At 54.3% G+C, this 24,397-nt stretch carries 17 protein-coding genes; 6 read left to right on the top strand and 11 right to left on the bottom strand.

What is annotated here, in order from left to right; translation table 11 throughout:
- Positions 1–6: 6 nt before the first annotated feature.
- The gene (locus tag OGV98_RS15950; protein ID WP_003835631.1) at positions 7–1,095 is read left to right on the top strand and encodes an oxidoreductase; all 1,089 of its coding nucleotides are present in this window, start codon (positions 7–9) and stop codon (positions 1,093–1,095) included.
- A 114-nt stretch (positions 1,096–1,209) separates the two neighbouring features.
- Here the strand turns inward: OGV98_RS15950 and OGV98_RS15945 are convergent, their stop codons facing one another.
- Both OGV98_RS15945 and cstA read right to left on the bottom strand, forming a co-directional pair.
- On the bottom strand, positions 1,210–1,407 hold the full coding sequence (locus tag OGV98_RS15945) for a YbdD/YjiX family protein (RefSeq protein WP_006685574.1): 198 nt from the start codon (positions 1,405–1,407) through the stop codon (positions 1,210–1,212).
- Between the two features lie 63 nt (positions 1,408–1,470).
- A complete protein-coding gene (gene cstA, locus OGV98_RS15940) occupies positions 1,471–3,576 on the bottom strand; it encodes a pyruvate/proton symporter CstA (RefSeq protein WP_003022061.1) in 2,106 nt (701 codons plus the stop codon).
- 593 nt (positions 3,577–4,169) lie between these two features.
- Between cstA and OGV98_RS15935 the strand changes: the two genes are divergently transcribed.
- A complete protein-coding gene (locus tag OGV98_RS15935; RefSeq protein ID WP_202580692.1) occupies positions 4,170–8,633 on the top strand; it encodes an autotransporter outer membrane beta-barrel domain-containing protein in 4,464 nt (1,487 codons plus the stop codon).
- Positions 8,634–8,677: 44 nt separating this feature from the next.
- Here the strand turns inward: OGV98_RS15935 and entH are convergent, their stop codons facing one another.
- Genes entH through entC form a run of 5 tightly spaced genes read right to left on the bottom strand, consistent with a single transcriptional unit; the run spans position 8,678 to position 13,537 of the window.
- Entirely contained in the window at positions 8,678–9,091 is a 414-nt protein-coding gene (entH, locus tag OGV98_RS15930; protein WP_071688071.1) for a proofreading thioesterase EntH, read from the bottom strand.
- A gap of 2 nt (positions 9,092–9,093) precedes the next feature.
- Entirely contained in the window at positions 9,094–9,849 is a 756-nt protein-coding gene (entA, locus tag OGV98_RS15925; protein ID WP_003022049.1) for a 2,3-dihydro-2,3-dihydroxybenzoate dehydrogenase EntA, read from the bottom strand.
- On the bottom strand, positions 9,849–10,706 hold the full coding sequence (locus OGV98_RS15920) for an isochorismatase (protein WP_202580693.1): 858 nt from the start codon (positions 10,704–10,706) through the stop codon (positions 9,849–9,851). The genes entA and OGV98_RS15920 overlap by 1 nt, the downstream gene beginning before the upstream one ends.
- 13 nt (positions 10,707–10,719) lie before the next feature.
- Positions 10,720–12,330: a (2,3-dihydroxybenzoyl)adenylate synthase EntE gene (gene entE, locus OGV98_RS15915; RefSeq protein ID WP_202580694.1), complete on the bottom strand. Its 1,611-nt coding sequence runs from the start codon at positions 12,328–12,330 to the stop codon at positions 10,720–10,722.
- A gap of 31 nt (positions 12,331–12,361) precedes the next feature.
- A complete protein-coding gene (entC, locus tag OGV98_RS15910; RefSeq protein ID WP_044712743.1) occupies positions 12,362–13,537 on the bottom strand; it encodes an isochorismate synthase EntC in 1,176 nt (391 codons plus the stop codon).
- 187 nt (positions 13,538–13,724) lie between these two features.
- On the opposite strand from entC, the gene fepB reads away from it, so the two are divergent.
- The gene (gene fepB, locus OGV98_RS15905) at positions 13,725–14,681 is read left to right on the top strand and encodes a Fe2+-enterobactin ABC transporter substrate-binding protein (protein WP_049002148.1); all 957 of its coding nucleotides are present in this window, start codon (positions 13,725–13,727) and stop codon (positions 14,679–14,681) included.
- A 61-nt stretch (positions 14,682–14,742) separates the two neighbouring features.
- On the opposite strand, the gene entS is transcribed toward fepB, so the two are convergent.
- The gene (gene entS, locus OGV98_RS15900) at positions 14,743–15,978 is read right to left on the bottom strand and encodes an enterobactin transporter EntS (RefSeq protein ID WP_003847435.1); all 1,236 of its coding nucleotides are present in this window, start codon (positions 15,976–15,978) and stop codon (positions 14,743–14,745) included.
- 109 nt (positions 15,979–16,087) lie between these two features.
- Between entS and fepD the strand changes: the two genes are divergently transcribed.
- From fepD to fepC, 3 genes are read left to right on the top strand one after another with little or no spacing between them, the layout of a single operon-like run.
- Positions 16,088–17,095 carry a Fe(3+)-siderophore ABC transporter permease gene (gene fepD, locus OGV98_RS15895; protein WP_003835646.1) on the top strand — a complete coding sequence of 336 codons (1,008 nt, stop codon included), beginning with the start codon at positions 16,088–16,090 and terminating at the stop codon, positions 17,093–17,095.
- The gene (gene fepG, locus OGV98_RS15890) at positions 17,092–18,084 is read left to right on the top strand and encodes an iron-enterobactin ABC transporter permease (protein WP_003022026.1); all 993 of its coding nucleotides are present in this window, start codon (positions 17,092–17,094) and stop codon (positions 18,082–18,084) included. Before fepD ends, fepG begins: the two co-directional genes overlap by 4 nt.
- On the top strand, positions 18,081–18,878 hold the full coding sequence (fepC, locus tag OGV98_RS15885; RefSeq protein WP_003022023.1) for an iron-enterobactin ABC transporter ATP-binding protein: 798 nt from the start codon (positions 18,081–18,083) through the stop codon (positions 18,876–18,878). Before fepG ends, fepC begins: the two co-directional genes overlap by 4 nt.
- Before the next feature lie 46 nt (positions 18,879–18,924).
- Here fepC and wzz(fepE) read toward each other — a convergent pair whose 3' ends face one another.
- The 3 genes from wzz(fepE) to OGV98_RS15870 all read right to left on the bottom strand — a co-directional run bounded on the left by wzz(fepE) (position 18,925) and on the right by OGV98_RS15870 (position 24,392).
- Entirely contained in the window at positions 18,925–20,058 is a 1,134-nt protein-coding gene (gene wzz(fepE) / locus OGV98_RS15880) for an LPS O-antigen length regulator Wzz(fepE) (protein ID WP_200010891.1), read from the bottom strand.
- Between the two features lie 228 nt (positions 20,059–20,286).
- A complete protein-coding gene (gene entF, locus OGV98_RS15875) occupies positions 20,287–24,177 on the bottom strand; it encodes an enterobactin non-ribosomal peptide synthetase EntF (protein ID WP_202580696.1) in 3,891 nt (1,296 codons plus the stop codon).
- Complete coding sequence (locus tag OGV98_RS15870) at positions 24,174–24,392, bottom strand: MbtH family protein (protein ID WP_016149761.1); 219 nt, start codon at positions 24,390–24,392, stop codon at positions 24,174–24,176. The genes entF and OGV98_RS15870 overlap by 4 nt, the downstream gene beginning before the upstream one ends.
- Between the last annotated feature and the right edge of the window lie 5 nt (positions 24,393–24,397).

Here is a 24,397-nt window from a genome sequence, read left to right as displayed (position 1 = left end):
CACAACATGAGTAATACAGAGATTCGCGTCGTCACCGGCCCGGCCAACTATTTTTCCCATCCCGGCAGCCTGTCGAGACTCAACGATTTTTTCACTACCGACCAACTTTCACGCGCCGTGTGGGTTTATGGTGAGCGCGCTATCGATGCGGCCCGCCCTTATCTGCCAGAGACATTTCATCTCGCCGAGGCTAAGCGCCTGCTGTTTACGGGACATTGCAGCGAAACCGATGTTGCTCAACTGGCAAAAGAGTCGGGAGATAATCGCAGCGTGGTGATTGGCGTGGGCGGAGGAACATTGCTCGACACCGCTAAAGCGTTGGCCCGTCGTCTGGATCTGCCGTTTGTCGGTATTCCTACGATTGCGGCGACCTGCGCCGCCTGGACGCCGCTCTCCGTCTGGTATAACGATGCAGGCCAGGCGCTGCATTTTGAAATTTTCCCTGATGCCAATTTCCTCGTTCTGGTCGAACCCGAGATCGTTCTCAATGCGCCAGAGGAATATCTACTGGCGGGGATCGGCGACACGCTGGCGAAGTGGTACGAGGCCGTCGTGCTTGCGCCTCAGCCAGAAAACCTGCCATTAACTGTTCGTCTGGGTATAGATGCCGCGCAGACGATCCGCGACGTCCTGCTGGAAAGCAGCGAGCAGGCGCTGACAGATAAACAACAAGGCTCGTTAAGCCGCACGTTTTGCGATGTAGTGGATGCGATTATTGCCGGAGGCGGCATGGTTGGTGGTCTGGGCGAGCGCTACACCCGCGTGGCGGCGGCGCATTCTGTTCACAATGGCCTGACCGTCCTCCCACAAACAGAGAAGTTTTTACATGGCACTAAAGTGGCGTACGGCATCCTGGTGCAGAGTGCGTTGTTGGGTCAAGATGCCGTGCTGGCGCAGTTAATTACCGCCTATCAGCGCTTCAACCTGCCCACCCGATTAGCTCAACTGGACGTGGACATCAATAATCGCGCAGAAATCGACAAAGTGATTACGCACACCCTGCGCCCGGTGGAGTCCATTCACGCCCTGCCGGTAACGTTAACGCCGGAGACACTGCGCGCAGCATTCGAAAAGGTAGAATCGTTTACGGTATGATTAGGGTATGGGATGCCTGATAGCGGCTTCGCCTTATCAGGCCTACGACGACTAATTATAACGGCAAATGCGATGTTGTAGGCCGGATAAGCGTCAGTGCCATCCGGCAAAAAATCAACAGCACTTCGCGCCGCCTTTCCCCCCATATCGCGCATCCTGGCGCTCGCGGAAAAATTCTTCGTAGGTCATTGGCGTTTGGTCCGGATGCGTGACGCGCATATGTTCAACATAGTTGTCGTAATCCGGCACACCTATCATTAATCGGGCGGTTTGACCTAAATACTTCCCGGCTTTGGAGAGTGTTTCAAACATAGTGATTCCCTGTCGTACAAACGCCCTCCCCATTCAGGAGAGGGCTCATTGGTTAAGAGAATATTAGTGCGCGCCTTTCGCCTGCGCCACGATCTCTTCGACATTCTCAGGCATCGGCTCGTACGGCGTCTCTTTCGAAGTTGGTTTGTCCTCTTTCAATGCTGCCAGCGCAGTTTTGATGGAGAACAGACCCAGCACCACAACGACTACCATGAAGAAGATGGTGAGACCCGCATCCAGGCGGTTGTTAAACACCAGTTGCGTCAGCTGCGACTGGGTGTACTGCGCCGGAATGTTACCGCTGTCGATCATCGCCTGGAATTTGTTGGCGATAGCGAGGAAGCCGATTTTTGCATCCGGGCTAAATGCTTTCTGCCAGCCAGCGGTCAGGGTACAAATCAGCAGCCAGGCGGTTGGGACCAGTGCCACCCACGCGTAGCGCTGGCGTTTCATCTTGAACAGCACCACAGCACAGAGCATCAACGCCATACCTGCCAGCATCTGGTTGGCGATACCAAACAGCGGCCACAGGGTATTAATACCACCCAGAGGATCCACCACGCCCTGGTGTAAAAAGTAACCCCAGGCCAGTACGCACAGCGCCGTCGCCAGCAGGTTCGCAGGCAACGAATCGGTACGTTTCAGGCCCGGTGACACCACGCCCAGCAAGTCCTGCAGCATAAAGCGCGCAGCGCGTGTACCGGCATCAACCGCCGTCAAAATAAACAAAGCTTCAAACAGAATGGCGAAGTGATACCAGAACGCCACATCCATCATGCCACCCAGTGCGCCATGCAGAATGTACGCCATCCCGACGGCCAGCGTCGGCGCACCACCTGCGCGGGAGATAATGGATTGCTCACCCACTTCATTGGCGATTTGGTGCAGAGTATCTGGCGTAATAGCAAAGCCCCAACTACTGACTACCTGTGCCGCAGAAGCCACTACATCAACCGTGCCCGCAGGAGCCAGCACCGCCATCGGGCTGTTCATCGCAAAGTACACGCCCGGATCGATGATGCACGCGGAAACCAGCGCCATAATGGCGACAAAGGATTCCATCAGCATTCCGCCGTAGCCGATAAAGCAAGCCTGCCCTTCATTCGCCAGCATCTTCGGCGTGGTTCCGGAGGAGATCAGCGCATGGAAGCCAGATACCGCACCGCATGCAATGGTGATAAACAGGAACGGGAACAGGTTACCGGTCCAGACCGGGCCAGTACCGTCAACAAACTTGGTCAGAGCTGGCATGGTCAGCGTCGGACGCATGATCAGAATCCCTACCGCCAGACCAACAATGGTGCCGATTTTCAGGAAGGTAGAGAGGTAATCACGCGGGGCCAGCAGCAGCCACACCGGCAGCACGGCGGCGACAAAACCGTAGCCCACCAGCATCCAGGTCAGTTGTACGCCGGTAAAGTCAAAGTACGGTGCCCAGGTCGGGCTTTCCGCTACCCAGCCGCCGGAAATAATGGCAAACACCAGGAATACCAGACCAATAACCGACACTTCACCAATGCGGCCCGGGCGCAGATAGCGCAGGTAAATCCCCATAAAAATCGCCAGCGGGATAGTGAACGCTACGGTGTAAGTTCCCCACGGGCTGTGGGTCAGCGCTTTCACGACAATCATCGCCAGTACCGCGAGGATAATCACCATGATCATAAAACAGGCTACCAGCGCAATAACACCCGCCGTTGGGCCCATCTCTTCTTTCACCAGTTCGCCAAGGGAACGACCATCGCGACGGGTAGAAACAAACAGCACCATGAAGTCCTGCACCGCCCCTGCCAGTACCACCCCGGCGAGCAGCCAGATCATACCCGGCAGATAGCCCATTTGCGCCGCCAGCACCGGTCCAACTAACGGACCCGCTCCGGCAATCGCCGCAAAATGGTGACCAAACAGTACTTTTTTATCGGTGGGTACATAATCCAGACCATCGTTATGACGCACGGCTGGCGTCATACGCGTCGGGTCCAGCGCCAGTACATTTTTCGCGATGTACAGGCCGTAGAAACGGTAAGCGATAAGGTAGACACAGACTGACGCCACGACTATCCACAACGCGTTGATCTGTTCACCACGATTTAACGCAATATATCCCAGGGCAAATGCTCCGATAACGGAGAGCAATGTCCAGAGGAGGTATTTCCCTGATTTATTCATAGTTGTTGTCCGTTTGCGTGATCCAGAAAGATGTTACATTTTGTTTCTATAACATCTTTCCTGATTTTAACAACCTGACAACCACATAAACCTGAGACATCACTGACTATTTACATTGCATTGTTAACTGGATCACCTTTGCTACAACTACAGCTGAAACAATTACGTTACTTATGCGGCTGGGCCAGCGTTTTGCTTGCCCAAGAGGCCAATTACAGAATTCATCATCAACATAGATATATTTACAGTAAATTATAATTATTTAGCATTTCATCACTCTGGCGATATGCCTTATTTTAAAATAATAAGTAGTAACATCCTTAATTATAAAACCATGAATAACCTTAGGATATTCTCACTTTTTATACATGGAGTGCTTTTATTAATCCTGATGAAAAAATCAGACATCAAAAGCTACCTTTAGCGATATCCCCTACCTATAATCCAAAGCAACATTGATTAAGTGAAATTACATAAAATTATCACCACCACCTTTTGATATATATTTCAAAGGCAAACATAGAAACATCCAAAATCATTTTGCGCAGAATGTTGTTCATTAATGGCGGCATAATTTTATAAGGATATAAATAATGAATAAATGCTATCGCATTGTCTGGAATATCGCGCGAAACATGTTCATCGTCGTGTCAGAACGCTCTCGTGGTGATAACCGGGTACGAACCACCGTTGCCGGGGTGCTTTTATCAACCGTCGGCATCATGACCAGCGCCGCCCTTGCCGCAGATAAAGGGCCACAGAGCGGAGAAACCATCATCCTGAACAATGGTGACACTATAACGTCATTATCAGGAGAGACGGGTATCGATAGCACCGTGACTGGTGGTCAAGGAGTGCAAATTGAGGGTAAGGCATCAATTAACGTTACGGGGGATAGCGGTTCAATCGGCGTTAAACTCGATAACGGTGTGATAAATGATTTAGGAAACGATACACAGATTAACGTAACCGATACCGGTTCAACCACTACAAGCTCAACAAATGGTGTTTACATTAGTAAAGTAAATCCGGGTACTCGCATCGATGCCAACAATCTATTAATTAACGTTGCCAGTAACAACACCGCCTATGGTGTTTATATTCACGGTATGGATTCATCTCTCGACTTCGGGCAAGGAAGCAAAATCAACGTTGAATCCCTGAGCGGAAATAGCACCGGTGTCTTTTTCTATGATGGCGGTAATACATTCACCATGGATGGCGGTTCCATTCATGTAACCTCCAACTCCGCCGGTAAAGCGACGGGTATCGATACCTCCAGGGCAGAGAAAACCACGCTCAATCTGGGAGACAACACCCACATAGAAATCAACAGTGGTACCGAGAGAGGCAGTGGTCTCTATTTCGGCAAAGATACAACGCTCAACGCGAACGGCCTGGTTATTGATGTCACAACGTTAGACTCAGCAAATACTGTGATGATTTATGGAATCCAGACAGGGTCAAACAACCATATTAATCTTGGTGAAGGCAGTAAGATAACGCTCTCCACTCCAGGTGGAACGGCCTATGGATTGACGTCAGGAAGGGGAAGTCAGATCGCTGCTAATAACCTGACGATCGATGTATCCACTACCTCTACAGGACACACAAGTGGCCGCGGCGCAGACATCTCAGGCAACATCGACTTTGGCCACGATTCGACCATAACAGTGGCAGGCTTTTCCGAAGGATATGGTCTGTTTGTCGGAGATTATTCGGCGACAAAAAAAGAAGACGTCACTGCCGCAGCACATGCCGAAAACCTGACAATTGAAGTGACCGGCGGCAAAACCGAAGGTATCCGTATAGAGGGAGGTCTGGTAGATCTCGGTTCCGGCAGTTCCATCAGCGCCACCGGAACGGCATCAACTATTTACCTCACTGGCCGAGGATACGGGGAACTTGACGCGGATAACCTGACGGTAAAAACCGCGCAAGGAACAGCGATAACAGCCCAAAGTAGCATGTATGCCACCGTCGTTAATATTGGTGAAGGCAGTACGATCGACGGACGAAGCGACACCGCCAAAACGTACGGGCTGGTAGCCAACACATCTTTTTCTGACCCATCAACGATCAATTTCAACGGTTCTCAGGATAATCGAAACACAATTTATGCCTCGGGAGGCTATGGCGCATCAGCACAATTTAGTGGCTCAACTATTAATATCTCCAATACCGACATCATTATGAACGGAGCCAATTCCTACGGGCTTTCGGCTATAGGCGATAACAGTTTTACCCGCGCAGGCATTATTAATGCCAGCAACATGAACATCGACATGACAGGAGCCAGCAACGCTTCTGGCGTTATGGTTCAACAGGGCGGCATCGTCAATCTGAGTGGTGACACAACGATTAAAACCAACGACGATGGAATCGCTATCTGGGTACCTAAAGTGTCGTCCGGCAGCAATATATTGCCCGGTGGCACCATCAACGGTACGGGAAAAATGACGATTATCGGCGACATCGTTAACAGCGGCTGGGGATATATCAATCTGACAATGGATGCGGGATCTTATTTTGAGGGCGCAACATCCATCAATCACGACTTTAACACCCGGGGCCTGGACTCTGAGCTTAACCTTACGCTCGCCGATCAAGGAAAATGGCTCGTTACTGACAGTTCAACCCTGACATCGCTGGACAATGCGGGTACCGTAGAACTGGCAGCCGACAGCACATTACATGCTAATAGCCTGACGTTGCAGGAAAGTAGCATCCTGAATGTTGATCTTAGCGCAACAGCCCTGGCCAGCGCCAATAGCGCACCATTGATTACCGGGGGTGAGATTGCGTTAGACGGTGATTTACATATCAGTGATAGCGGCAACGCGCTGGATATCGGCACACTCACCTCTGACGCTCAATTACAAGACATTGAAACTATTACGTTGATTGATACAGACACTGCAATCACCGGAGATTTTGCCAGCTTATCAACGGATACTGACTCAATGCCGGATTACCTGTCAGTATTCGGACAAACCAGCGCCACAGATAACACCCAATACCAATTGGGTGTTGGCCTGAGCTGGTATGCCGGACAGTCTGGCTCCGTCGCCACCCCTGCTCACGGCACATTCACCCTCGATGGCGGCAAGCAGTTTACTGTCAATAGCCAACTGGAAGACGTCGCATCAGACACGCGCAGCGGTTGGGATGGTAAGAGCCTGACCAAAAAAGGAGAAGGCACACTCACTCTGACGTCGAATAACACCTATAGCGGTACCACCGCCGTGCAGGAGGGGACGTTATGGCTAACAGAGATAGGCGTTATTGGTGCCGCAGGCAGTCAACAGTATGTCACCGTCGGGCAAGGTTCAACCTTAGGTGGCAATGGCACCGTTAACGGCAACGTGGACAACGCTGGAACATTACGCTTTGGCAATAATACTGCCGCCCAAAGCGGTTTTATCATAAACGGTAATGTCACCAACAAGGGCAATATCGCAAGCTCCGGGACGACGCCGGGCAATACATTGACTATTAACGGCAACTACACTGGCACTGGCGGTAACCTGACACTCAATACTTATTTAGGCGACGATAGCTCGCCGACCGATGAACTGATTGTAGCGGGTGACGTGGACGGTAAAACCACGCTGTACATCAACCAGGCTGGAGGGGAAGGCGCATTCACCGACCAGGGTATTGAAATTGTGAATGTTGGCGGTACATCAACAGATGATGCTTTCTCGCTTGGCAATCGGGTCCTGATTGGGCCGTACGAATATCGCTTATACGAAGATAATGAAAATTGGTATTTACGCTCACAGGCGGAGACACCCGATGACGGGGGAGATATTACTCCTGTCGATCCTGACGACGATGGCAGTGACGTCACCCCTGTCGACCCCGACGATGGCGGCGGCGACGTAACCCCCGTCGACCCCGACGATGGCGGCAGCGACGTAACCCCCGTCGACCCCGACGATGGCGGCAGCGACGTAACCCCTGTCGACCCCGACGACGACGGCAGCGACGTAACCCCTGTCGACCCCGATGACGGCGGCAGCGACGTAACCCCTGTCGACCCCGACGACGGCGGCAGCGACGTAACCCCTGTCGACCCCGACGACGGCGGCAGCGACGGTAAACCATCAAATCCACAATACCGTGCCGATATCGGCGCTTATCTGGGGAATCAGTGGCTGGCTCGCGAGCTACAAATGCAAACGCTTTTCGACCGTGAAGATAGCCAGTATCGTTCACATGAAGGCGACTTATGGCTACGTGTAAAAGGCGGAAACACGGACTCTACTGCTGCGGATGGAAATGTCGACATGGACAGCGATTACGTCCAGTTCCAACTTGGCGGGGATATCGCCACCTGGAACAACGGTCAGCAAAGTCTGACGCTGGGACTCATGGGAAGCTATATCAATGGCAGTACAGATAGCACAGGAAACCGCGGCGCAGATGGCAGCCAGTTTTCAGCCACCGGAGATATCGACGGCTACAATTTGGGCGTTTACGCAACCTGGTATGCTGATGCTATGCGTCATCGTGGCTGGTATGTCGACAGTTGGTATCAATATGGTTTCTACGATAATAGCGTTGAAAACGGTGATGCAGGAACAACACATTACGACTCAACCGCCAACGCGCTCTCTCTGGAAAGCGGCTATCGATATACGATGGACTTCGTCAGTAACCAATCGTTAAGTCTGATACCGCAATTACAGGTTGTCTGGCAAAGCTACAAAGCGGACAGCGTGCAAGCACACAATACGCGTATTGACGGTCAAAATAGCGAAAACTGGACCACTCGCCTCGGTCTTCGCGTCGAGGGTTCGTCACCGACAACCAATGCGGTTCTTCAGCCATTCGCCGAAGTCAACTGGCTACATATGACCGATGATATGGCGGTATCCTTTGATAACTCAGCGGTAAACCAGGATCTTCCCGCCGATCGCGCTGAAATAAAACTCGGGATCCAGGCCGCTATCAACAATCAATGGAACATTAGCGCGCAGGCAACAGGGCAGAAAGGAAACAACGATTTCAGCGATCTCAGTGGCAGCGTTAACCTGCACTATAGCTGGTAATCTACACAAAAACGCGTCTGGTATGCTCAGACGCGTTTTATCTTTCACCCCATCACCGCCGTGCCTAAACGGCAGGTGCAACAGCGTCGTCCCTGCTCATCAAAGATGACGATTTCCCAGCTTTGATTTTGACGCCCAAGATGCAACGGCTGACAAACGCCGCGTACTTTCCCCTGCGATACCGCCCGATGATGCGTGGCGTTTAGTTCCGTCCCCACCACACACTCCCCGTCGCGCGTCATCAGATAACCCGCCATCGAACCCAACGTTTCCGCCAGGGCCGCCGACGCGCCGCCATGCAGCAGGCCAAACGGCTGATGCGTTCGGCTATCCACCGGCATTTCGGCTTCCAGCACATCATCACCCAGTCGTGTATAGACCATTCCCAGATGCGCCACCATTGTGTTCTGACTGGTGGCATTGAGTTCATCCAGCGTCAAATGACGTTTCCAGATCATCGTCATGCCCCCAGCGTGGAACCGCCGTCCACCACGATATCCTGTAATGTAATGTGGCTGGCCAGATCGGAAGCGAGGAATAAAATAGTGTTGGTGATCTCTTGCGGCCGGGCGATTTTCCCCAGCGGAATCCCAAGCTTAAACTGCTCGCCAAATCCACGAATGCGCTGTTGCTCCGCGTCATCGCTGACCCACAGCGTACGCTGCATGTCGGTATCGGTCGAACCCGGAGAAACCACGTTACAACGCACACCGCTGCCTGCCAGTTCAAGTCCGACGGTCAGAGCCAGGCTTTTCAACGCGGCCTTTGACGCACCGTAAGCACTCATGCCGATACGCGGCGTGTGCGCCGCATCCGACGCGACGGTCACGATCGCCCCGCCCTGCTGGCGACGAAACTGCGCCATCGTCTGCTGAAACAGATTGAACGCTCCGCCAACGTTAACCGCAAACGTCTGCTGCCACTCCTCAGCGCTTAGCGCATCGGTGGCACCCATACGCAAAATACCTGCGGCATTGACCAACACATCCAAACGCTCGCGCGCTTTGAGGACGCGCTGGCACACCTCAGCTACCTGTCCGGCATTCGCCACATCCAGCACTTCGGTCGTAAACGGGTAGTTATCCTGAGGAAATTCGCGATCGAATCCAGTCACCTCAGCACCTGCATTCGCAAACGCCAGCGCCGTGGTGTAGCCAATCCCTTTTCCCGCCCCGGTTACCCAGACGGTTTTCCCGGCAAAATCAAATCCGGCCATTACTTCACCTCGCGGGAGAGCAGCGCCCACCATGCGTCAATGGTCGGTTTTTTCGCCAGCATCACGAAATCAATGTCACCATGAACCTTACGCCAACGCGCCGCCAGCGCCATCATGCGCACGGAATCCAGCCCATAGTCGATCAGGTTTTCGTCATCCATCGGCTCTTCGGACTCATCCAGCAGCGGCAGAATAATGCTGCGCAACGCATCTTTACTGGCCGGAACCGGCGTCGGTAATAATTCCTGGGTCATAACCACACGCCCGGAACGTCCCGCTACGTAGTTCAGCGACATCAAGTGTTCGTCACGGCTAAAGTCCGCCAGCGCATCGGCAACCATAAACGGCTTGATGTTACGCATGAAAGCGTCCGTTGCGGTGGTCATACAACCAATATGTGCATACACCCCGGTAATGATCAGTTGATTACGCCCGGTTTCCTTGAGCATCTGTTCCAGCGGGGAGCGATGGAATGCGCTATAACGCCATTTCACAAGAATGGTATCCGCTTCATCCGGCGCCAGCGCCTCAACAATCTTTTGTTGTTCCGGCGAACGCGTCAGGCCCGGCCCCCACATATCATTGAGCAGAGCGCGGTCTTCATCACTCTGCTCTTTCGGTTGAGCGGTGTAATACACCGGAATATTATGCTCTTTGCAGTACTGGCGCAGCGCGGCGATGTTCGCGACGACCTGCTCCATCATCGGACAGTTATCGCCCCAAAAGCCGATAAAATAATCCTGCATGTCGTGGATCAGCAGCGCGGCGCGTTCAGGGTCAAATGCCCAGTCGACTTTGTTCACCGGAATATCGAGCGCCGTTGGTAGCGCATAAGCCTGCAGTTTAGGAATTGCCATTTCTATTTCTCCTTCAGACCAGTGAACGTGATGCCAGCCACTGACGTAATTGTTTTTTATCTACCTTCCCCACTGGAGTCAGCGGTAATGACTCAACGCACTCAACACGATCGGGTAATTTGAATTCCGCCACACCCTGTTCGCGCAGAAAACGGCGCACCTGAACCGCGCGCAGCGGCTCTTTTACCACAAGCCAGGCACAGCTTTTCTCGCCCATCAGTTCGTCATCCATACTGACCAGCGCGGCATGGATAACCATTGGATGGCGCAGCAGCAGGTTTTCAATCTCTTCAGCAGCGATCTTCTCCCCGCCGCGGTTGATCTGATCCTTTTCGCGTCCCTGAACGGTGATGTAGCCATCCGGGTCGATAGCGATCAGATCGCCGGAACAGTAAAAGCCGTTGGCGTCAAAGGCGCTGGCATTATGCTCAGGGCTTTTGAAATAACCACGGAAGGTGTACGGACCACGTGTCATCAGGCGTCCGGTCTCTCCCTGGGCTAAGGGGTTGCCGTCAGCGTCTGCTACCCAGACTTCATCATCAGGACACATCGGGCGACCCTGGGTATTGATGATGCGCTCAGGACTGTCGTCCAGACGGGTGTAGTTCACCAGCCCTTCCGCCATGCCGAAGACCTGCTGCAACTGGCAGCCAATCTCAGCCGGAATACGCGCCGCAAGCGTGGCGGAAAGTCTCGCTCCACCGACCTGTAGCAGTTTCAGCGAAGCCAATTGCGCATTGCGGCCCCACTCCGCAATCGCCTGCAACCACAGGCTCACCGCAGGTGGCACCAGCGCCGTGACGTTAACCTGATGCTGTTCAATCAGCGGGAAACACAGGGTAGCGCTAGGGTCGGCCGCCAGCACGACGGTGCCGCCGGCCAGGAACACACCCAGCGCGCCTGGCGAACTCATGGCGTAGTTATGCGCCGCCGGGATTGCGCATAAATAACGCGTTTCCCCGGTGAAGCGGCAAATCTCATTGCTGCGACGCACGCTGTAGTAGTAATCGTTATGAGTGCGAGGAATCAGCTTTGGCGTCCCGGTCGTCCCGCCGGAAAGCTGGAAGTACGCCACCTCATCAGCGGGCGACGGTGTAGCAGTAAAATCAGTCGCAGGTTGGCTTATCGCCGTTTGCAGATTGTGTTCACCTTCGTCGTTGTGCAGTTGCACCACGCGCACTGAATTGTGTTCGGCCACAAAAGCGTTTAGAAAATCGTCCCCGCTAAACAGCGTATGCTGGCGATCGGCAATCAGCAACGCCGGTTCAATCTGTTTGGCATAGGCGTTGAGTTCGTTACGCTGATGGCTGAACAGGGCCAACACCGGAGCTACGCCCAGCTTGAGTAACGCAAAGAAGGTGATATACAGCTCAGCCACATTGCCCAGTTGTACCAGCGCGGTTTCACCGGGTTTAATCCCTTGGCGACGCAAACTGCAGGCTAGATTGTCAGCGGCCTGATTCAGCTGGCGATAGCTCAGGTGGCGTTCACCATCAATAACCGCCGTATGGTCGCTGTCGGCGTGACGGGTCAGAATGTCGGTCAGCGGCAAATCCTGCCAGTAACCTTTTTCACGATACCTGCGGGCAAACTCTTCCGGCCAGCGGGTGAATGGAATACTCATTTTTGCTCCTTAAAACCAGTCCACAAGGCTCTTAATGCAGTCCAAAAACATTCAACATCGTGGATAGCTTGGCCCCCGTTTCACGCCATTCCGCAACCGGGGAAGAGGCTGGAACAATTCCTGCTCCGGCAAAGAAACGCACTTGATTGCGCAGCAGCTTCGCACAGCGGATCGTCACCACCCACTCACCGTTACCTTCGGCATCACACCAGCCGACAATACCGCCGAACAGTTCGCGATCGAACGGCTCCAGCTCGGCGATAAGCTTGCGCGCAACCTGATGTGGGAAGCCACTCAGCGCAGGCGTCGGGTGCAACAGGCACGCCAGCGTCAGGGCGTTTTCCTGCGCGTTGGCTTTACCTTCAAACGGCGTGCCGAGGTGCCAGAGCGTCGGCGTAGTAACCAGCTGCGGAGAAGAAGGCAGTTGCAGTTCACGGCTGCGATCGCGCAATACCGTTTTCATCGCTTGCGTCACCAGTTCGTGCTCATGGCGGTCCTTCTCAGATGCCAGCAGGCGGATCCCTGCTTCGCGATCCAGCACATCATCAGGCTGACGACGTGCAGAGCCCGCCAGCGGCAGAGAACTGAAACGCTCGCCTTCTTTGCGCAGAAGCAATTCCGGGCTGGCACCAATCAATACGCCGCCGTCTTCAATCGGCACATGGAAGTTGTAGCTCGCTGGATTTTGCGCCACCAGACGCTCCAGCAGCGCACCACTGTCAATGTTGGCATCGGTGGTGATATCGATCAGGCGTGACAACACCACTTTGTCGACTTCCGGAGTAGACGTCAGCGCAGCCGCCCGGGCGACCATATCTTCAAAAAAGTCCTGTTCCGGGATCGATTTACGTTCCACGACGTTCAGCGACTGATGCGCGGTAAAGTAACGTGATGATTGCTGCTTCGCCGTACGAGAAAAGCTCTGCCACGATTGGGGAATAAACAGCGATGATGGCTGGCGGGTATCAAAGGGAATCGCCCCGACCATGACAGGGTTCGCGATACCCTGTGATTTGGCATCAGCAAACAGTGCGTTCATTTTTTGTTGGAAAGGGCTGTCTGGCGAATCGCCATCAATTGCCGGTTCCGCATAGCGGGCGAAGCATCCTGACGTCGTAAAACTACGGTACGGCGACATAAAGAAAAAACTGTCGGGAGCGAGCGTCGGCATAGTCTGCGTTTTTTCCTCGGCCAGTGACGTATCCATATCATCCTCCAAAAATGATAAAGGCTCTAATAATGATTATCATTTATATTTTCGGTCGCTAACCTAAAAGTAAAGCGGCGGTATGTCAACTCTTGTGGTAGCACAATGTGCGACTTTGGCTTGCATCCTTGCTCGCTAACAATGAAAATGAGAAGCATTACTCATACTGATAACAGGAAGCTGATTCGTGAGTCTCCCCTATTTTTGCCGCACCGTGCTCTTACTGGCAGGTTTATCTCTTTCAGGAATTTCTTCAGGTCACGCCGCCGACTGGCCGCGTCAGGTTACTGACAGCCGCGGCACGCATACGCTGGAGCATAAACCGCAGCGAATTGTCTCCACCAGCGTGACCCTCACCGGTTCGCTGCTGGCGATTGATGCCCCGGTCATCGCCAGCGGTGCCACTACGCCGAACAATCGCATCGGCGATGCGCAGGGCTTTTTACGCCAGTGGAGCGAAGTGGCAAAAGAACGCAAACTGAGCCGCCTGTATATCGGCGAACCTAGCGCCGAGGCCGTCGCAGCTCAAATGCCGGATTTGATTCTGGTAAGCGCCACCGGGGGCGATTCTGCCCTCGCGCTGTACGATCAGCTGTCCACCATTGCGCCAACGCTCATCATTAATTACGACGATAAAAGCTGGCAGTCGCTGCTGACCCAGTTAGGTGAAATTACCGGTCAGGAGCAACAGGCTGCTGCGCGTATTGCCGAGTTTGATAAGCAACTACAGGCAGTTAAGCAACGTATTACCCTGCCACCACAGCCGGTCAGTGCGCTGGTATATACCGCCGCGGCGCACAGCGCCAATCTGTGGACGCCCGAGTCAGCGCAAGGCAAGCTGATGGAGCAGTTAGGGTTCACGCTGGCAACGCTGCCTGCCAACTTGCATACCAGCCAGAGTCAGGGCAAACGCCACGATATCATCCAGCTTGGCGGTGAGAACCTGGCGGCAGGCCTGAACGGCGAAGCGCTGTTCCTGTTTGCTGGCGACAGCAAAGATGCCGATGCTATTTACGCTAATCCGCTTCTGGCGCATCTGCCAGCCGTGCAAAATAAACGTGTTTACGCCCTGGGTACGGAAACCTTCCGTCTCGACTACTACAGCGCAATGCTGCTGCTGCAACGTCTGTCGGCTCTGTTTTAATTGCCAGCGCCGGATGCGGCTAACGCCTTATCCGGCCTACAATCCGTAGAGCACAACGCGATCAGACATTCACGGGGACTTGCCGGAATCGGCGCACTTCTCCCAACAACAGCAGCAATAAAAGACCGACAATCACCAGCCCAAACCCACTCACGCTTGCCGAAGCAACCGGCGTCATCATCGCGCCCAGACCACCTAACAACGCCGCGCCAATGGCATCACCGGTGACGTTCTGCGCGGTCCACAAACCATTAATTCGCCCGAGCATCGCTTCCGGCGTCTGCGTCTGTAACAGGGTGTACTGCAACAAAGAGCTGACCGCACTCAACCAGCCGAACAGCGCCAGACAAACCACACCAAGCTGCCAAATGGGCATCAAGCCAAACAGACCGATAGCCAGAAATGAAGCCACGGTCGATGCCAGCATGATCAGTCCCGGACGAAGACTGTGCGCCAGTTGTCCGCTGGTCAATGCACCCACGGCTGCCCCCAGCGGAATAGCCGCATACAGCAGGCCAATTTGCGCACTCGACATGTGCCAGTTAATCGCCAACGCCGGATACAGCACGCGCACGGCGCTCGCCATGGTTAACAGACCACCGAGCAGTGCAATGCCGCCAATCAGTGGGCTGGCAAGCAGAAAGCGGAATGCTGCCAGCAGCGATTTCAGCGGATGCTCACGCGGCTGCGGCGGAGGCGGCAACGCGGGAAGACTCAGCAACGGTAGTAAGGTAATGAAGGTCCCCGCCGCCGCCAGTCCGTAGTTCCAGGCCACGCCGCCGGTCGCGAGCAACACCCCGCCAAGCATCGGCGAAATTACCGATCCCAGACGTACCGTCAGCATGGTAATCGCCCCGGCCTGCATCAGATTCTCCCGCCCGACCAGCGCTGGCGTCGCTGCCAGTAAAGCAGTCACGCCCAGCGAAGCAAAGAAACCGTCCCATAAGCCAAGCAGATAAATTGCCAGTAACGACGGTTCGGGAAGTAACGCATTCAAACACAGGCCAATAAAGCCAATGCCACAGGTACCACGCGCCAGCAGGATCACTTTTTTACGCTCATAGCGGTCGGCCAGCACACCGCCCACCATCAGGCCAATAAACATTGCACTGCCGGTCAGCGTCACCGACAAACCGACCTGCCAGGTCGACTGGGTCATCATCTGGATTTGTACCGGAACCGCTACGCCGAGTAGCCCCAGAGAGACAATGGAAATAAAACGGGCGAGGAAGACTGCACGAAATGCAGGGTGGGTCTTTAACAGGCTGAGATTGAGCAGCCATGATTGTCGATTCATTACAGAGCCTTACCAGGTACTTTTTCAATATCCATTCGATGGCTGCACATGCTAACATATCCAAATAAGATCGATAACGATAATTACTATCATTATCAGGGAAGTTGATATGTCATGCTCTGTTTCCGCGACACGCGCCTTCGCCGTGCCCGGACTATTGTTATTACTTGTTCTAACCACGGTATTAAGTCTGGTTATTGGCGCCAAGTCGCTACCTGCCTCCGTGGTGCTGGATGCGCTCACCGGCAGTTGTCAAAGCGCTGATTGCACCATCGTGCTTGACGCGCGACTCCCACGCACGCTGGCGGGGCTGCTCGCCGGTGGTGCGCTGGGCCTGGCTGGCGCATTAATGCAAACGCTCACTCGTAACCCTCTCGCCGATCCCGGCATTCTGGGTGTCAACTCCGGTGCCAGCTTCGCTATTGTGCTGGGCGCCGCGCTGTTCGGCTTTTCCTCTGCGCAAGAGCAACTGCTGATGGCCTTTTGCGGTGCGCTGGCTGCGTCGCTGATCGTAGCTTTTACCGGTAGTCAGGGCGGTGGGCAGTTAAGCCCGGTACGTTTGACGCTGGCGGGCGTTGCCCTGGGCGCGGTGCTGGAAGGATTATCCACCGGCATCGCCCTGCTCAACCCGGACGTTTACGATCAGTTGCGTTTCTGGCAAGCTGGCTCACTGGATATCCGCAGCCTGCAAACGCTGAAGGTTGTATTGGTACCAGTACTGATTGCCGCGGCTGTCGCACTGTTCCTCAGTCGCGCCCTGAATAGCCTGAGCCTCGGGAGCGACACAGCTACCGCGCTTGGTAGTAAAGTCGCTCGCACACAGTTTATTGGCCTGCTGGTTATTACCGTACTGTGCGGCAGCGCGACCGCGATTGTCGGTCCTATCGCCTTTATCGGCCTGATGATACCTCACATGGCGCGCTGGCTAGTGGGGGCGGATCACCGCTGGTCACTGCCCGTCACCCTGTTGGCAACCCCTTCTCTGTTACTGATTGCCGATATCATCGGTCGCCTGATTGTTCCCGGCGAGCTGCGCGTGTCGGTGGTCAGCGCTTTCATCGGCGCGCCGGTGCTTATCTTTCTGGTACGCCGTAAATCGCGCGGGGGTGGCGCATGATGCACCTCTCCCGCCGCCTGATAATCAGCAGCCTGCTGCTGGTTGCAGGTTGTCTCGTCATTGGTTTATGGAGCCTGCGTAGCGGCGTTGTTACGCTGGAAACCCAGCAAATTATTGCCGCCCTGCTCGGCGATGCGCCGCGCAGTATTACCCTGGTGGTGACCGAATGGCGTTTGCCACGCGTGCTCATGGCGCTATTGATTGGCGCAGCGCTCGGCGTGAGCGGCGCAATATTTCAGTCGCTGATGCGTAACCCTTTGGGCAGTCCGGATGTGATGGGCTTTAATACCGGTGCCTGGAGCGGTGTGCTGGTGGCAATGGTGCTGTTCGGACAGCATCTTACCGCGATCGCGCTGGCGGCCATGCTCGGTGGGATCCTGACTTCTCTGGTGGTCTGGGCGCTCGCCTGGCGCAATGGGATCGACACCTTCCGGCTAATTATTATTGGTATCGGCATACGCGCCATGCTGGTGGCGTTCAACACCTGGCTACTGCTGAAAGCATCATTAGAAACCGCGCTAACGGCCGGACTGTGGAACGCTGGATCGCTCAATGGCCTGACCTGGGCCAAAACCTGGCCGTCTGCCCCGCTGATTATCATCATGCTGGTATGCGCCACATTGCTGGTACGCCGGATGCGCTTACTGGAAATGGGTGATGACAGCGCCTGTGCGCTTGGTGTCAGCGTTGAGCGCTCGCGTCTGATGATGATGCTGGTTGCGGTTGTACTGACCGCTGCCGCCACCGCGCTGGCGGGTCCTATCTCGTTTATTGCCCTTGTCGCGCCGCATATCGCGCGACGTATAAGCGGCACATCGCGCTGGGGATTAACCCTGTCAGCGCTGTGCGGCGCGTTGCTGCTGTTGATGGCGGATTTATGCGCCCAACAGCTGTTTATGCCTTATCAGCTTCCGGTGGGCGTTGTCACCGTAAGCCTCGGCGGTATTTATCTTATCGTCTTGTTAATTCAGGAGTCCCGCAAAAAATGACCGAATCAGTAGCCCGTTTGCGTGGCGACCAGTTAACGCTGGGTTATGGCAAGTTTACCGTGGCGGAAAACCTCAATGTGTCGATTCCCGACGGTCACTTCACCGCGATTATCGGGCCAAATGGCTGCGGGAAATCGACATTGCTGCGCACGCTTAGTCGCCTGATGACGCCCGCGAACGGCAAGGTCTGGCTCGACGGCGAACATATTCAACACTATGCCAGCAAGGAAGTCGCCCGACGAATAGGTTTGCTGGCGCAAAATGCAACCACGCCGGGAGATATTACGGTACAGGAGCTGGTTGCCCGCGGGCGCTATCCGCACCAGCCGCTGTTTACCCGCTGGCGGCAAGAGGATGAAATTGCGGTCTCAAACGCCATGCAGGCGACGGGTATCACCCACCTGGCATCACAAAGTGTGGATACCCTTTCCGGCGGACAACGTCAACGTGCATGGATTGCGATGGTGCTGGCGCAGGAAACGTCGATTATGCTGCTTGATGAACCCACCACCTGGCTGGATATCAGTCATCAGATCGATCTGCTGGAACTGCTGAGTGAGTTAAACCGGGAAAAAGGCTACACGCTGGCCGCCGTTTTGCACGACCTGAATCAGGCCTGTCGCTATGCGACGCATCTGATTGCGCTGCGAGATGGAAAAATTATTGCCGAGGGTGCACCGAAGGAGATCGTCACCGCGCAGCTTATTGAAAAAATCTATGGACTGCGCTGTATGATTATCGACGATCCAGTTGCCGGAACGCCGTTAGTAGTGCCGCTTGGACGCAGCAAATAACACGCGTTATCGTAAGGCGGCTGGCTTGCCGCCATACGATAATTCATCACACCAGTTGCTGATCAATAAACGTCATTTTTTGCTTACGCGACACCATGGCATAGTTCAGCAGAACACCACCACACGCCACCATTCCACCCAGTAATGCGGCCAGAATAACGATCATTGATTTAGCCGGGCCATCTTTTTTCACCGGCAGAGAAGGCGTAAGTTGATATTTAAACGGTGTGAATTTTACGTCGCTCACATTCATCGCTAACAGTTGCTCAACGTGATACTGCCGATTACGTAATTCACCGTTAATTTCAGCAACATCCGTTACTGATTTTTCTATTTCTAATTTACGTTCGATGCCGTCAGCACCCAGTGAAATAGAGAAATCAGGGTCATCCTTCACCGCCTGGCCATTACTGTAGACCGGCTTTTTAATCCCGGCGGCATTGGCAATCTCCAGCGAGTAGTTCAGTCGCTGGATATTTGCTTCCAGTTGGTTCTTGAGCCTGACGCGATCCATCTCCAGCCTTTCTTTCTCGAAGCTGGTTTTGATGGACAGTTTATTGCGAATATCTTCCAGCGTTTCTTTCACTACAACATCAGAAATATACTGGATATAGCCCTTCAGCACAGACTGGGCTTCTTCGGCTAGCGGCGCGGTAAAACTCAGAGTCCATGCGGTATACAGCGAGGTTTCATTCTTTTTTACTGCATTGCTGTCGGTCGCTTTCATATTTTCACTGAGCCTCACGATTGCCCGGTGCAGGTCCATTTCGTCGATATCAGCGCCTTTCAATTGATCCATCACGTAAGGTGAAGAGCGCAGATATTCTTCTAACAATGAAGGCGACTGGAATTTTTTGATAAACAGGTTAAACACATCACCACGGCTAACGCTAATATCCATATCCAGCACGCGCAATTTGGTCAACGTATTCTCGAGACTCTGCCACTGAACCGGTTCTGCGGGGGTCACGATTGCCTGACTGGTCCATTTTTGCGGAAGCAGGAAAGATACCAGAATACCCGCACAAGCAAAGGCGAAAACGGTCGCGATAATTTTCGTTCTTGCTCGCCATAAGATTTCGATTAGGTTCACTAAATCGATTTCATTTGCGTTTGCCGCTGGCTGAGGATAGCCAGTAAATTCCGAAACGTTCTCTTGCTTAATATTTAATGATGACATGTTGCGTGACCTGAAAACTTTCCCAAAAGAAAAACACTTCTGTGGGGGGAGTCTACCAGCTAGTCAGAATAATCCGAAACACTCTTTGTGCTGGAAGCCCTACCAAAAATTATATTAGGAATTTATTCACCCCTTTAATCGCCCTCTGTCCCCAAGAAAGATCAACTCCATAACATATCATTTACATTATGGAGTTATTCGATCGTTCCGATAACGAAATAAGTCTGGTTATACCGATTTATTGATCAGGGTGTTTATGATTGGCCCTATCACCTCAAACGAGACGGGGGAAATAATATCAACATGCGCGCAGTCGTGGCGGTAAACATCCAGACTGGATATCCACGGGGCCCAGCTACGTTCAGGGCTGACACCCGGCACTAAGGTACGCTCAGCAACGAACAGCGTGGCGTGACCTGCAAACGGCACGCTGTGCGCCGTGGTGAGCAGGCGAACCGCATCGGCGTAGTTGCCTTCGATCGCGTTAAATAAGGCCTCTGACGCATTCCCCTGCTGCGCCGCCAGAAACGCTTCGCGTTCACGCTCGATCTCCGCCAGCACCGCTGGATCCAGCCCATTGGCCTCTTTTTCTTGCCAGTTTTGCGTCTCTGGCGGCCAGGTATCCAACAGACCGAGGAATGCAACCGACTCTCCTCTGGCATGTAAGCGCGCGGCGATCCCCTGTGCCAGCGTGCCGCCCAGCGAATAACCTAATAAATAGTAAGGTCCGTGAGGTTGTTGACTGAGCAGCGTTGCCAGGTGATGTTCGCATACCGAGTCGAGATTTTCCGCCGTCTGCATCGGGCCATCCGGTCGTGGCGACTGAATACCCATAATCGACCACTGAGGGCTGAGATAACGCGACAGCACGCTAAACTGCCAGGCAAAACCCGACGCCGGATGGAAGCAGAACAACGTTGGGCCGTGACTTTCACGCAGTGGCAATAGCGTCTCAAATCCCAGACGCTGCGACTGTTCATCATCATTGCTCTCCAGCAATGCGCTCAGTTGTTCCACGGTGGAAGCCACCATAATCTGCCCGGGCGTCACCTGACGCTCAAAAATGCGGCTCAACTGCGCTGCCAGCTTCATCGCCAGCAGCGAATGCCCACCAAGCGCAAAGAAATCAGCCTCTACATCATTCACCTCACAATCCAGCAAGGCCGCAAAAGACTGCGCGATGGTGGTCTCAGTCTCTGTTCGCGGTGCGCGCCCGGAAACACGCGACGTCAACTGCGGCATCGGTAGCGCTTTACGATCCAGTTTACCGTTCGCACTAAGCGGCAACTCCGCCAGTTGTAACAATACCGTCGGTACCATGTGCGCAGGCAGTTTTTCGCGCAGACGTTCCCGCAACACAGTCGTATCCAGCGGCAAACCCGATTGCGACACCAGATACCCCACCAGTTGGCGCGCATCGCCGCCTGTCGCCGCAGCCTGGTTGAATACGCAGGCATGGGCAACGGCATGCTCGACATCAGGCAACTGCTGCATCACCCGGTCAATCTCGCCGAGCTCAATGCGCTGTCCACGAATTTTAAGCTGGTCATCGCTGCGCCCGAGGTATTCCACCGCGCCATTTTCCAGCCAGCGCGCCACATCTCCGGTGCGGTACATACGTTCACCGACGCTAAACGGATCGGCGATAAAGCGGCTCGCCGTCAGATCCGGACGCCCCAGATAGCCTTGCGCCAGTTGGATCCCCGTCAGATACAGGTCACCCGCTACGCCGAAAGGCACCGGGCGCATCATGGCATCCAGAATGCGTAAACCGGTATTCCATACCGGATAGCCAATCGGTACGCTGTTGCCGGTTACGGCAGCGAGATCTTCTCCCCAGGCCGGATACCAGCTCACATCGACCGCAGCTTCCGTTGGTCCGTACAAATTGTGCAGTGGCGCATGAGTCAACTGCTCCCACTCACGGCATAAATCGACTGGCAAGGCTTCGCCGCTGCAAAATACCCGTTTCAGAGAGGCACAACTCTCCCGCGCGGTTTCCGGCGTCAGTGAAGCGACAAAAGCGGCCAACATAGAGGGGACAAAGTGCGTGGTCGTCACCCCATAACGGGCAAAGAACTGCTGCATCGCCAGCGGATCGCGGTGCGCTTCAGGTTCTGCCATGACCAGTTTTGCCCCGGCAATAAACGGCCAGAAAAACTCCCATACCGAGACGTCAAAACTGCATGGCGTTTTTTGCGCCACCACATCATCTGCGGTCAGCGGATAGTGATTTTGCATCCACAGCAGACGGTTAACGATGGCGGTTTGCCCAACCATCACCCCTTTTGGTCTACCGGTAGAACCGGAAGTAAAAATGATATAGGCGGTATGATTGGGTTGAGATAGCGCCAACGGAGCAGCATCTTCTGCTGGCAGCGGCGAGTCATAGCACAGACTTTCCAGCCCTGGGATATCGCTAAAACGCGCCAGTTGCTCTTCAGTCGCTATCAACAATTTTGGCTTCGCGTCTTCGAGCATCATCCGCAGGCGATCGTCCGGGTATCCGGTATCCAACGGCAGCCAGGCAGCTCCGGCTTCCACAATACCGTGCAGCGCCAGCGTCAGGAACACAGAACGCGGTAATGCCACAGCTACGCTGTCGCCAGGACGGACGCCGCGTTCGCGCAGAAGGCTCGCCAGCGCCACGACCTGCTGGCGCATTTCGCGATAGCTAAACTGATAACGGGCATCGGCCAGCGCCGGGGCATCCGGCGTTTTATCGGCCTGCTGTGTCACCAGTGCGCTAAGCGTAGTGAACGGGATCTCCACGGTCGTGTCGTTAATCTTCGCCAGCCGCTCATGTTCTGTAGGCAACAGCATCCCGGCGTCGCCGCAGCATAGCGACGGATTGTCAGCAAACTGCTCGATAAGCCCGATTAAACGCGAGGCATGCTGCGCCAGCGTTTCTGCATCGTAGCGCTGTTTATTGGCCAGGATTTCAATACTCAGCCCGCCGTTTTCATCCGGGAACAACGCCAGTTCAAGATCGTTCACCGGTCCTGTCGCCAGCGTATGAGTTTGCGCCTGAACGCCGGGAATATTCAGATGATAGTCGAATATTTTCACATTCAGCACCGGGCCAAACAGCGGCTCTGCACTGGCTGCACGCCCGCTGTCGCGAACGATTTGTTCGGCATCATAACGTTGATGCCGACGCATTTTCTTCAACTGCCCGGCCAGTCGTTGTGCAAGCGCAGGCAAGCTTTCTGCCGCATCCAGCCTCACACCAAATGGCAGAACGTTTAAAACCGGTCCAGTGGACGTCAACGCCGCCGAGCCCATACGCCGCATAAAGATAAACCCGGCGGCATAATCCATTCGGCTGCATAAGCGTCCCAGCCACAACGCCACCAGCGCCAGAGCCAGATCCGCACGCTGAACGTCAGGCATGCGTGCCGCAAGTCGGCGAAACGCTCCTTCAGGCGCGGTTAACTTCATGCGAATAATATCCGCGCTGGCCGAACGTCCCGGCAACGGATTGTTCGACAGCGAAGCAGGAGGTGGGAGTTGCTTTCGCTGATCGCGCCAGAAGGCGCCGTCGCGTTGCCAGGCATCACTTTGACGGTACTGTTGATACTCTTCCACCACCTCGGCGAACGGCGTAAAAGACGAGTCTGGCGTAGACTCGCCATCTAGCCATGCGCGATAGATTGCGGCTATCTGGCGGGTAATGGCCGGGAAGCTGAAGCCATCGACCAGCAAATGATGGTAACGCTGATACCAATACCAACGTTTATCTCCCACCTGTAAAAGCTGGTGAAAAACCAGCGGCTTATTGCCGTCAGCACGTATGTCCTGCTGCAGGTCTGCCTGCATCAACGCACGCGCCGCCTCATGTGGGTTGGATTTTTCGCGCAGATCGATGATTTCGGGTTGCGCAAAAGTGAGCGCAGGATCCACCCATTGCCAGACCTCACCGTTATCTTCGCTAAACTGCATTCGCAAGGTATCGGCCTGCTCCAGGCCCGCCACAACCGCTTTCGCCAGCAACAACGCGTCCAGTTCGCCGGTTAATTCTACGTAGTGCGCCACGCTCCACGCCGAGGGCAATGTGGAGAGTTTTTCCGCCATCCAGATCCCCGGCTGAGCCGCCACTAACGGTAAACGCTGAGTCATGGAGCCTCCTGCACATCGACATAGTTCGCGGGCGTCAGCGTGGTCCAGTTTGCATCCAGCCATTGCTGGCAGGCTTCCTGGGATTGGGGTCCGCAAGCAATTTGCCAACCAGCAGGAAGTGAACACTGCTGCGGCCAAAGGCTAAACTGACGTTGGGGATTTTGCAGAATGTAAAACTGGCCCTGCGGATTATCGAAGGGGTTACTGAATTCCATACTCA

This window comes from Citrobacter sp. Cf136 (assembly GCF_030333815.1).
Lineage (GTDB): Bacteria > Pseudomonadota > Gammaproteobacteria > Enterobacterales > Enterobacteriaceae > Citrobacter > Citrobacter freundii.
Note: the sequence above shows the minus strand (reverse complement) of the source record. Positions and strands in the feature narration are given on the sequence as shown.

What these genes read in the sequence shown, in the direction of transcription:
- OGV98_RS15870 (WP_016149761.1), bottom strand. Translation starts at nt 24,392, where the DNA reads ATGGAATTCAGTAACCCCTTCGATAATCCGCAGGGCCAGTTTTACATT.
- OGV98_RS15945 (WP_006685574.1), bottom strand. Translation starts at nt 1,407, where the DNA reads ATGTTTGAAACACTCTCCAAAGCCGGGAAGTATTTAGGTCAAACCGCC.
- OGV98_RS15950 (WP_003835631.1), top strand. Translation starts at nt 7, where the DNA reads ATGAGTAATACAGAGATTCGCGTCGTCACCGGCCCGGCCAACTATTTT.
- OGV98_RS15935 (WP_202580692.1), top strand. Translation starts at nt 4,170, where the DNA reads ATGAATAAATGCTATCGCATTGTCTGGAATATCGCGCGAAACATGTTC.
- cstA (WP_003022061.1), bottom strand. Translation starts at nt 3,576, where the DNA reads ATGAATAAATCAGGGAAATACCTCCTCTGGACATTGCTCTCCGTTATC.
- entE (WP_202580694.1), bottom strand. Translation starts at nt 12,330, where the DNA reads ATGAGTATTCCATTCACCCGCTGGCCGGAAGAGTTTGCCCGCAGGTAT.
- OGV98_RS15920 (WP_202580693.1), bottom strand. Translation starts at nt 10,706, where the DNA reads ATGGCAATTCCTAAACTGCAGGCTTATGCGCTACCAACGGCGCTCGAT.
- entC (WP_044712743.1), bottom strand. Translation starts at nt 13,537, where the DNA reads ATGGATACGTCACTGGCCGAGGAAAAAACGCAGACTATGCCGACGCTC.
- entA (WP_003022049.1), bottom strand. Translation starts at nt 9,849, where the DNA reads ATGGCCGGATTTGATTTTGCCGGGAAAACCGTCTGGGTAACCGGGGCG.
- fepC (WP_003022023.1), top strand. Translation starts at nt 18,081, where the DNA reads ATGACCGAATCAGTAGCCCGTTTGCGTGGCGACCAGTTAACGCTGGGT.
- entF (WP_202580696.1), bottom strand. Translation starts at nt 24,177, where the DNA reads ATGACTCAGCGTTTACCGTTAGTGGCGGCTCAGCCGGGGATCTGGATG.
- fepG (WP_003022026.1), top strand. Translation starts at nt 17,092, where the DNA reads ATGATGCACCTCTCCCGCCGCCTGATAATCAGCAGCCTGCTGCTGGTT.
- entH (WP_071688071.1), bottom strand. Translation starts at nt 9,091, where the DNA reads ATGATCTGGAAACGTCATTTGACGCTGGATGAACTCAATGCCACCAGT.
- entS (WP_003847435.1), bottom strand. Translation starts at nt 15,978, where the DNA reads ATGAATCGACAATCATGGCTGCTCAATCTCAGCCTGTTAAAGACCCAC.
- fepD (WP_003835646.1), top strand. Translation starts at nt 16,088, where the DNA reads ATGTCATGCTCTGTTTCCGCGACACGCGCCTTCGCCGTGCCCGGACTA.